Origin of the sequence: Candidatus Kryptonium thompsonii (genome assembly GCF_001535985.1) — a bacterium.
Lineage (GTDB): Bacteria > Bacteroidota > Ignavibacteria > Kryptoniales > Kryptoniaceae > Kryptonium > Kryptonium thompsonii.
Map to the genome: position 1 here is coordinate 1 of NZ_CZVS01000018.1, position 8,400 is coordinate 8,400.

The 8,400-nt window shown below is 38.2% G+C and carries 8 protein-coding genes and 1 tRNA gene; 8 read left to right on the plus strand and 1 reads right to left on the minus strand.

The features are described 5' to 3' along the window. From AWW78_RS03240 to AWW78_RS03260, 5 genes are all read left to right on the plus strand, one after another. Positions 1-822 (plus strand): AAA family ATPase (locus AWW78_RS03240; protein ID WP_047133104.1); only part of this gene is annotated, 822 nt, incomplete at its 5' end. A 37-nt stretch (positions 823-859) separates the two neighbouring features. Further along, on the plus strand, positions 860-1,435 hold the full coding sequence (gene pyrE / locus AWW78_RS03245) for an orotate phosphoribosyltransferase (RefSeq protein ID WP_102134804.1): 576 nt from the start codon (positions 860-862) through the stop codon (positions 1,433-1,435). A 45-nt stretch (positions 1,436-1,480) separates the two neighbouring features. Next, positions 1,481-2,023, plus strand: a complete 543-nt coding sequence (locus AWW78_RS03250; RefSeq protein ID WP_047133122.1) for an NUDIX hydrolase — start codon at positions 1,481-1,483, stop codon at positions 2,021-2,023. Beyond that, complete coding sequence (locus AWW78_RS03255; protein WP_047133106.1) at positions 2,008-2,187, plus strand: hypothetical protein; 180 nt, start codon at positions 2,008-2,010, stop codon at positions 2,185-2,187. Before AWW78_RS03250 ends, AWW78_RS03255 begins: the two co-directional genes overlap by 16 nt. Positions 2,188-2,195: 8 nt before the next feature. Further along, complete coding sequence (locus tag AWW78_RS03260; RefSeq protein ID WP_047133123.1) at positions 2,196-3,098, plus strand: YbgA family protein; 903 nt, start codon at positions 2,196-2,198, stop codon at positions 3,096-3,098. A gap of 22 nt (positions 3,099-3,120) precedes the next feature. Here AWW78_RS03260 and AWW78_RS03265 read toward each other — a convergent pair. Continuing rightward, positions 3,121-3,195, minus strand: a tRNA-Val gene (locus AWW78_RS03265). Between the two features lie 164 nt (positions 3,196-3,359). Between AWW78_RS03265 and AWW78_RS03270 the strand changes: the two genes are divergently transcribed. From AWW78_RS03270 to AWW78_RS10515, 3 genes are all read left to right on the plus strand, one after another. Next, a complete protein-coding gene (locus AWW78_RS03270; protein ID WP_075426074.1) occupies positions 3,360-5,672 on the plus strand; it encodes a PEGA domain-containing protein in 2,313 nt (770 codons plus the stop codon). A 213-nt stretch (positions 5,673-5,885) separates the two neighbouring features. Next, positions 5,886-6,713: a cohesin domain-containing protein gene (locus tag AWW78_RS03275; RefSeq protein ID WP_047133107.1), complete on the plus strand. Its 828-nt coding sequence runs from the start codon at positions 5,886-5,888 to the stop codon at positions 6,711-6,713. Between the two features lie 59 nt (positions 6,714-6,772). Then, positions 6,773-8,400, plus strand: a 1,628-nt coding sequence (locus AWW78_RS10515; RefSeq protein ID WP_176696227.1) for an SBBP repeat-containing protein, incomplete at its 3' end; no start/stop codon positions are given.

The window sequence follows — 8,400 nt, forward strand, 5'->3', positions numbered from 1 at the left end:
TCTCTTCAGATAATGGCTCTTGCAAGATATTTATTTGATACCGAGGATGCTTTGATAAGAATTGATATGTCTGAGTATATGGAGAAATTTAATGTCTCCAGATTGATCGGTGCTCCTCCTGGATACGTGGGATATGAAGAAGGTGGGCAATTGACAGAGAAGGTGAGGAGGAAACCTTATTCGGTTGTTTTGTTTGATGAAATTGAAAAGGCGCACCCCGATGTCTTCAACATTTTGCTCCAGGTTCTTGATGATGGTCAACTTACGGATAGCCTTGGTAGAAGGGTTGACTTCAGAAATACAATTATAATTATGACTTCAAATATTGGAACAAGGGACATAAGAATTACAGGTGGAATTGGTTTCGGAGTAGGTGAAACGCCGAAGGATAGATTTGAGGCTATGAAAGCTACAATTGAAGAAGCGGTCAGGCGCGTGTTTAGCCCAGAATTTTTGAACCGAATTGATGAGATAATTATATTCAAACCGCTTGAAATGGAGCATATTGTTCAAATTGTTGATATTGCGGTTCAGGATATAATGAAACGCTTGAAGACAATGAATATGTCGCTTGAACTTACAAAAAGTGCAAAAGAGTTTCTCGCTGAAAAAGGTTATGACCCCGCTTTCGGAGCGCGACCATTAAAGAGGGCTGTGCAAAAATATCTTGAAGAGCCATTATCTGAAGAGATATTAAAAGGTAGGTTTACATCTGGAAGTGTAATTAAGGTTAAATTGTCAAAGAATCGTGATGAACTTGTATTTTATGAGGCTGGCAAACAAAAGGATGAGCCCGAAGAGCTTACTGAGGAGGAGAAGTGATTTAAAATAAAATCTGTTCATCATGCAGTTTTCTTCGATTTCGAGTGAGGAGGTTCTAAAAATTTTCAAAGAGACGGGGGCGCTTCTTGAAGGTCATTTTCTTCTGAGTTCTGGCTTGCACAGCCCGCGCTATTTCCAGTGTGCGAAAGTTTTGCAGTATCCGGAATATTCTGAACTTTTGTGCAGGCAAATAGCAAGGCATTTTTATACAAGTGAGATTGAACTTGTGGTTTCTCCTGCCATAGGTGGTATAATTGTGGGTTATGAGGTCGCGCGCCAACTTGAGGCAAGAAATATATTTGCTGAAAGAGAGTCTGGGGTGATGAAATTGAGGCGTGGATTTGAGATAAAGTCTGGAGAAAGAGTACTTGTTTGTGAGGATGTCGTTACGACTGGTGGAAGTGTTTTTGAGGTCATAGAACTTGTTAAAAATGCAGGGGGTAAATTAATAGGTGTTGGATGCATAGTTGATAGAAGCGGTGGTAAGATTGATTTTGGAACGAGATTTGCGTCAGTTATAAAACTTGAAGTGCCAACCTTTAAACCTGAGGAATGCCCGTTGTGCAAAGAAGGAGTTGAGATAGAAAAACCCGGAAGCAGAGGGATATACTAAAAATTTTTAAGGGTTTTTATGCAAGGTGATAAGATAATGGGAAATATGAAACTGAAGAAAAGGAATATAATTTATCGTGGGAAGGTTTTCGATATAATCGTTGACGAACTTGAATATTTTGACTCGGGGAATCACACGATTCGCGAAGTTGTCGAACATCCCGGAGGCGCTGTCGTTCTTGGCGTTCTGCCTGATAATAGAATTATTTTGATAAAGCAATATCGTTATCCAATTGATAAATTTATTTACGAGTTGCCAGCAGGTAAACTTGATTACGGTGAGGATCCAAAAGTTTGTGCTATAAGAGAACTTGAGGAAGAGACAGGATTTAAACCTGGCAAAGTTGAGCTTTTAACTTACATTTATACAAGTCCGGGATTTTGCAGTGAGAAACTTTACATTTATCTTGCTGAAGACTTGCAAAAGCGCAAGCAAAACCTTGAAGAAGGTGAGCTTTTATCCATTGAGTTTAAATCAATAGACGAAGCTGTTGAAATGGTGCTGAAAGGTGAAATAGTAGATGCTAAGTCAATAGCTGGCATAATGATAGGTGAAAAAATCTTGAAACAGCGATGGGGGATGAAATAAAAAACGGAAATAGGCAATTTAATGTTGAGATGAAAAAGTGTATCTTTAAAGGATGCCAAGGTGAACTTGAGGAGATAAGTTATTATGAGAGAAATAATTGGATAACGGTTGAATATCAATGTAAAAAGTGCAAAAGGAAATTTACTGTTAAGATAGAAACATAAGTTTGGGGATGAAGCCGACGGTTGTCATAAGCGCCTGCCTTGATGGATTTGCATATAGATATGACGGGGCTACAGTTAACGATGAAATTATCAATAGGTTGAAATCACTTTTTAACTTAATTCATGTCTGCCCTGAATTTGAGATAGGGCTTGGGGTTCCGAGAAAAACGATAAAATTGCATAAAATTGGCAATCAAGTCAGAGCAATTCAAGATGAAACAGGGGTTGATTTAACTTCGGAACTTGAGGGATTTGCACATAGTTTTTTGGAAAAACTTAGCGAAGTTCACGGCTTCATTTTAAAGGCGAAATCACCAAGTTGTGGGGTAGGAAGTACAAAAGTTTACAAAGATGGCAATCTTTACGGTAAAACATATGGGGTTTTCGCGCGGTATGTGAAAGAAAATTTGCCTTATATACCTTTGATTGATGAGGGAAAGTTAAGGGATAAAGAATTGATGTGGGAATTTCTTGCGAAAGTTTTTACACTTTTTAGGTTTGAAAGCGCTAAGTCTGATATAAATAGTTTGAGTAATTTTCACAGCAGGCACAAGTATCTTTTTATGGGCATTTCACAAAAGCATCTTAAAGAACTCGACAAGATAATCGCCGAGCATAAACCAGGTAAGTTTGATGAGGCGGTTAAAAAGTATGAGATGACTTTTAAAGATTTGATGAGACATGGTTTTAAAAAGACAAATTTAGTCAACTCGATCGTTCATATTTTCGGGCATATTTCTGAGAATCTTACGCGCAAAGAGAAATCATATTTTTTAGATTTGGTTGACAAGTTCAGAGCGGGGAAAGTTGATTTTGTGAATTTGGTGGAAGTATTAAGGGTTTATGCTACAAGGTTTGAAAATGATTATTTACTCCATCAATATTTTCTTGCGCCTTTTCCTGAGATTTAATGGGAAATTTAAACAGGGGGAGTGGGCGGTAGAGGATTCGAACCTCTGACCTCTTGCATGTCAAGCAAGCGCTCTAACCAGGCTGAGCTAACCGCCCAATTTCTGTTTTTAATATAAAAATTTTTATCGTTAAAAACAAGTTTAACTGTGAATCAAAAAAACACGGACAAGGTCACTTTGATAAGTTTAAATTCTTGAACTTGATAAATTTTTTTTCGTTTATTAAATTTTTTCGTGTTGAAAAAAATACTAAGGAGCACTATGAAAGTTGCTCACACTTTAACACTACTTTTTTTAATTAGTCTTTCTTTATTTTCTCAGGAAAGGGGTATAGGGTTAAAGGGCGAAGGGGAAAAACCAAGTTTACAGAGTTTTTATCGGGAATCGTGGGCGATTGTCATTGGTATTGACAATTATTTGTATGCTCCGAAGTTGAGATATGCCGTCAGGGATGCAAAAGAGGTTGCAAATGTTTTGATTGAGAATTTTGGTTTCAAAAGTGAGAATGTAATTCAGCTTTATGATAAAGATGCGACGAAGGAGGGGATAATGAGAGCATTTGACAGGATAAGGCAACTTGCAAGGGAGGATGACAGGGTTCTTGTTTTTTACGCTGGACATGGGATAACAATTCCGCTACCTGATGGTAGAGAGAAGGGGTACATTTTGCCTTATGATGGTTCACAAAGTGAGCTTATAACAAGTGCGATATCGACAGAGCAGTTGAATGAGATAAGTCAATTGATAAGGGCAAAGCATTTGTTTTTTGTCATGGATGCTTGTTATGGTGGTTTGATATTCGCAAGGGCACAACCTTTAAGTTTGGAGGCGGTTGAGTATGTCAAGGTGATAACTACGAGGAAAGCGAGGAAAGCTTTGACAGCAGGGGGTAGGGATCAAGCAGTTCTTGACACGGGTCCCGGAGGGCATAGTGTTTTCACATTTTATTTTATTGATGCATTAAAGAATATGGCGGCGGATTTGAACAGGGATGGAATGGTTACTACATATGAGTTGAATGAGTATGTTGCACCGAGAGTTACAGCTGAGTCTGGGAAGATGCAGACGCCTGAGTATGGTATACTTGCTGGGGATATGGGAGGTGATTTTGTTTTTATACCTGTTGAGGCTTTGGTGTTTGATGTAGATGTTGAGATAGTTTCAGAGCCTGTTGGTGCAGATGTTATGGTTGGGGGAAATTTTGTTGGTAAGACGCCTATTTCTTTGAAGTTGAAACCTGGGGATTATTCAGTTGAGATTTCAAAGTCTGGATATAAGAAGAAGGTGGAGAGTATAAGTGTTAAGCGTGGGGAGAACAAGTTCAATTTTAAGTTGGATGAGTTTCTTGTTGATTTGAATATAGTTTCATCTTCAAAGAGTGGAACTGTTTATATTGATGGATTGATGGTTGGGAGCCTTAAAGATGGGAAGTTAAGTGCGAAGGTGAAGCCAGGAAGAAGGGTTATAAAGGTTGAAGGCGTTGAGGAAAGCGGTGAAGTTGTTGCCGATGTTCCTGAGGTTGAAAGTTTCCCCGTTTTTGTTGACGTTGTTTTAAAGCCGAGTAAATTGACAATTGTTTCAAATGTGGATGAAGCGGATGTTTATGTTGATAATGAGATGGTTGGTAAGGTTAGAGATAACAAGTTTACACTTGATTTGAAGCCAGGTAAACATTTAGTTGAGTTGAGGAAGGAGAAGTATGCTTCTGTGAGCAAGGAGGTTTCAATTTCAGCTGGGGAGGTTAAGGAGGAGAGGTTTGAACTTTCAAGATCTGTTTTTTCGGTTGCGGTGAGGGTTGAGCCAAGTGATGCAAAGGTTTACGCAAATAAAAAATTGATTGGGACAGGTTCTTTTACGACAGATGTTGGGGCAGGCAAAGTTAATTTCTATGTTGAAAGAGAAGGTTATGAATCGTTGGAAAGAGAGGTTGTTGTAGACAGAGATAATTTAAATCTTGAATTTATTCTGAAACCGATCACAGCTAAAGTTAAGATAGAGACTGAACCGTCCGAGGTAATTATTCTCGTTGATGGTAACAAGGTAGGTGTGACGCCTGTGACTTTTAATTTGGCTTATGGGACGCATGAGATTCAGTTGATGAAATCGGGATACAAAGGGGAGAAGTTGACCATTGATGTTAGGAGAAGCGAGATGATAACTAAGACGGTAAGGCTTGAGGAGACGCCTGAGATGAAGGCTATGCGAATTTATAGGTCAAAGGTAAGTTTGAAGAATAATTTAACTTACATTGGGGCTGGTTTTACAGTTATCTCAGCTGGTGTTGCAGTGGCGTTTCATATAAAATCGGAGGATATTTACAGCAAATATCAAGCTGCAACTGAGGTTGAAAAAATTCAAGATTACAAGAAAAGGTATAAAAATATCGTGACTTGGAGGAATGTGATGATTGGTGTCAGTTCGGTATTTGCTGGGTTCACTGCATACAACTTCTTTAGAAAGGTAAGTTATGACGATATCTATCGTGAGGTAAAAAGTAAAGAGGTTTCAATGGAGTTGAGATATTATGAATACATTGGTGTAGTTCCAGTGGCAAGTTTCAGGTTTAGGTTTTAATTCACAAGGGGGTACTCACCCCTTGCCCCTCTCTATAAATAGAGAGGGGAGATTAAAAAATAAGTTTTTGACTCACCCCCTACCCCCTCTCTAATTTTAGAGAGGGGATATAGAAAAATGAGTTTTGACTCATCCCTTACCCCTCTCTATAAAATAGGGAGGGGAAGTTAGGAAGGGGTGAGTTAAATTTCAAAATAAAAATGCGATGGGAAGATGAGGTTAAAATTTTATCTAGTTTTGATTTTGACATTTTTCTTCTTTTCGTCCTGTACAAGGGAGTTTAATAATCCGCTTGATCCTGAAAGTCTTGCTTATACTCCACCATCTGTTGAGATTGTCAAACCCTTTGAAAATGAGACGATAAGTTCAACTGCTGTGACGATAATGTGGGTTGGGAATAAGCCTGAAGCGAATGAGTATAGGTTCAGGCTGGTGGATTATTCTGATTGGTCTGAATGGACGACGGCAACATCTGCCTCATTTGATTATCTTGATGATGCTGAGTATACATTTGAAATTGAAGTTAGATACAAGGGGCATACTGATGTTAGAAAGTTTTCAAGAAAGTTTAAGGTTGATGCTATTAATGGTCCGACTTTAAAGTTTTACAAGCTTAAGAACATTGTTAATTTGGGAGGTGAGTTTTATGTTTCAGTTTGGGTTGAGGAGGTCATTAATTTTAAAAGTGTTCAATTTGAAGTTAAATTTGACAAGGATAAGTTAAGTCTTTTATCAGTTCAAAAGGGGAATTATGTCGTTAGTAGGGGGCTTGATCAAATAGTTGTTCCTGATTTTTCGCTTCAAAAGGTATTGGATGAGGTTAACAATAGTGGGAAGATAGGCATTTCAACTGGGGTTCTTGCGACATCTGGAGCTGGACCTGTTTCTTTAAATGGGAGTGGTGAGATAATAAAGTTGAAATTTAGAGCGAAGGGGGGTGGGGATAGTTATCTTAAATTTGAAAATATAACGATGCTTAATTCCAATGGTGATGTGATACTCATTAATCCGCCAGATATGGCATATGTTAAGGTGATGTGATGATATAAAGCAAGAAAAAATCACTGTAACTGCAAATGAAAACAAAACTTGAAGTGAAAATGAGAAAGTTAAGTTTTATTCTTTTATTTGCGGTTGTTTCTTCAATTTACTCACAGAGTTTGGAGAATTTGAAGGGAGGGGTTAACACTTTTGGGTTTCAACCAAATATGGGTCAGGTTGGAGATTTTGATGGCAAGAGGGTGGATGATGTTTTGTTTTTTACAAGGCATAGTGGGATTGATTTGTATGTTAGGGGAAGTGGTGTAAGTTATGTTATAAGGGATGTTAAGAGTACATTTCTTGACAGAGTCTTACATGAGAGGGGAAGGGCACTTAGTAAGGTGCCATCATTTGAGAGGGAAATTAAGCAAGACACAATGATATGGGCAAGGGTTGATTTGGAAATTGTTGATGGAAAGATAAGTGAAGGTAGGATAGAGTATTCAGAGCCGATGAGTGGATATACAAATTATTATCTTGCACATTGTCCAGAGGGAGTTTTGTTTGTTCCAAGTTATAGGGTTGTGAGGATAAGGGAGGTTTATCCTGGAATAGATTGGGTATGGAGGATTGGTGAGGATGGAGTCTTGCATCATGAGTTTGAGGTAAGAGAGAATGGGAATGTTTCAAGAATTAAACTTGAAGTAAAGTGGGCAGATATTAAGTTAAGTGATGATGGTAAAAGATTAAGATTATCAACGCCAGTAGGGGAGATTGAGGATGGGGAGATTGTTGGTTATGATGATAGGGGTAAAGTTAAGTTAAGTTATGTTGTTGACGAGGGTAAATTTGTGTCGTTTAAGGTTGAGGGGGGATATAAAGGTAGATTAACAATAGATCCACCGCTTGCAAGGCTTTGGGCTACTTATTATGGTGGAATTGGTGATGATGTTGGCACTTCAATTACTAGTGATGGTTCAGGTAATATATTTTTGACGGGATACACTGAGTCGGCTGATTTTCCAACGCATAATCCAGGTGGTGGTGCTTATTATCAGGGGTCATATGAAGCGGGGGGTAATGTTTTTATTTTAAAGTTTACAAATTCAGGTGTAAGGCTTTGGGCTACTTATTATGGGGGAAGTGATTATGATTACGTTTCTTCAATCACCACTGATGGTTCAGATAATATATTTTTGACAGGAAGGACTGGGTCAACTAATTTTCCAACATATAATCCAGGTGGGGGTGCTTATTATCAGAGACTTGCAGGATTAGAGGATGCATTTATTTTAAAGTTTACAAATTTAGGTGTAAGGCTTTGGGCTACTTATTATGGTGGAATTGGTGATGATGTTGGCACTTCAATTACTAGTGATGGTTCAGGTAATATATTTTTGACGGGATACACTGAGTCGGCTGATTTTCCAACGCATAATCCAGGTGGTGGTGCTTATTATCAGGGGTCATATGAAGCGGGGGGTAATGTTTTTATTTTAAAGTTTACAAATTCAGGTGTAAGGCTTTGGGCTACTTATTATGGAGGAAATTATGAGGATATTGGTTCTTCAATTACCACTGATGGTTCAGATAATATATTTTTGACAGGAATAACTTGGTCAACTAATTTTCCAACATATAATCCAGGTGGAGGTGCTTATTATCAGGGGTCAAATGCAGGACAATATGATATTTTTATTTTAAAGTTTACAAATTCAGGTGTAAGGCTTTGGGCTACTTATTATGG